This window comes from Acidiphilium sp. PM (assembly GCF_000219295.1).
Classification (GTDB): domain Bacteria; phylum Pseudomonadota; class Alphaproteobacteria; order Acetobacterales; family Acetobacteraceae; genus Acidiphilium; species Acidiphilium multivorum.
In genome coordinates this window covers 1-1,554 of sequence record NZ_AFPR01000025.1, presented here as the reverse complement: position 1 = coordinate 1,554, position 1,554 = coordinate 1, and the positions used below count along the sequence as shown (strand labels likewise).

General features: G+C 70.8%; 2 protein-coding genes. Both read left to right on the top strand.

The window, feature by feature from the left end; translation table 11 throughout:
- On the top strand, positions 1-248 hold a 248-nt coding region (locus APM_RS00820), incomplete at its 5' end, for a trehalose-phosphatase (protein ID WP_007421459.1).
- Positions 249-250: 2 nt separating this feature from the next.
- Positions 251-1,554 (top strand): trehalose-6-phosphate synthase (locus APM_RS00815; RefSeq protein WP_039887410.1); only part of this gene is annotated, 1,304 nt, incomplete at its 3' end.

The following is a 1,554-nucleotide window of genomic DNA, read 5'->3' as shown; positions in this document are numbered from 1 at the left end:
CGAACATGGCCTGGGAGATCCGCCCGCGCGGCGCGGGCAAGGGGCGCGCGCTGGAATGGTTCATGGCGCGGCCGCCTTTCGCCGGGCGCGTGCCGGTCTTCGTCGGCGACGATGTGACCGACGAGGAGGCGATCGCGGCGGCGGCGGCGCTGGGCGGGCACGGGCTGCACGTTCACCGCGATTTCGACGGCACGCCGGCCGCGGTGCTGGCCTGGCTGGGCAGCGCGCTGGCGCCGGGGAGGGTGTGAGGATGGGGCGGCTCGTCGTCGTTTCGAACCGGGTGTCGCTGCCGACCGACAAGGGCGCGAGGGCCGGCGGACTGGCCGTGGCGCTGGAGGACGCGATGATCCCCGGCTCGCTCTGGTTCGGCTGGTCGGGCCGGCGGGGCGGTGCGAATTCGGACCGGGCGAGCGTGAGCGAACATCAGGGCATCACCTATGCGACGGTGGATCTCGGCGAGACGGATTATCGCCGCTTCTATGTCGGCTTCTCGAACGGCGCGCTGTGGCCGCTGCTGCATTACCGGACCGGGCTGATCGATTACCGGCGGGACGATTACGAGGGGTATGTCGCGGTGAACGACCTGTTCGCCGCCCGGCTGGCGCCGCTGCTGCAGCCCGATGACGTGATCTGGATCCATGACTACCAGCTCCTGACCCTGGCGGAGGCGCTGCGCCGGCTGGGGGTGAAGAACCGGATCGGGCTGTTCCTGCATATCCCGTTCGTGCCGCCGGCGGTGCTGCACGTGCTGCCGGAGGCGGAGCATCTGGTGCGGGCGATGGCGGCGGCCGATCTGGTCGGCTTCCAGACGCATGGCGACCGGTTGAATTTCCTGGAATCGGCGGCGTCCTGCATGGAGATGCAGCGCGTGGGCGAGGACGGCTTCGTCCATAACGGGCACCGCACCATGACGACGGTGACGCCGGTGGGCATCGATGTCGAGGGGTTCGCCCGGGCGGCGCGGCGGGCGGCGGGCATGACCGAGACGCGGCGGCTGATCTCCAGCCTGGTGGGGCGCGCGCTGGCGATCGGGGTGGACCGGCTGGACTATACCAAGGGGCTGCCCCTTCGCTTCGCCGCCTTCGGCCGGCTGTTCCTGCGCCACCCCGAGCATCTGCGCCGGATCAGCCTGTTGCAGATCGCCGCGCGCTCGCGCGAGGATGTCGACCGGTACCAGTCGCTGCGGCGGGAGCTGGACCGGCAGGCGGGCGAGATCAACGGCGCCTATTCGGATTTCGACTGGACGCCGGTGCGCTACATGACGCGGGCGGTGAACCGCACCACGATCGCCGGGTTCTACCGGATCGCCAGCATCGGGCTGGTCACGCCGCTGCGCGACGGCATGAACCTGGTGGCGAAGGAATACATCGCCGCGCAGGACCCGGCGGACCCCGGCGTGCTGGTGCTCTCGCGCTTCGCCGGGGCGGCGGAGGACCTGACCGAGGCGCTGATCGTCAACCCGTATGACGCCGACCAGGTGGCGGATGCGATGCACACGGCGCTGCTGATGCCGCCGGAGGAGCGCGTCGCGCGGCATGCGGCCTGCTGGCCAAG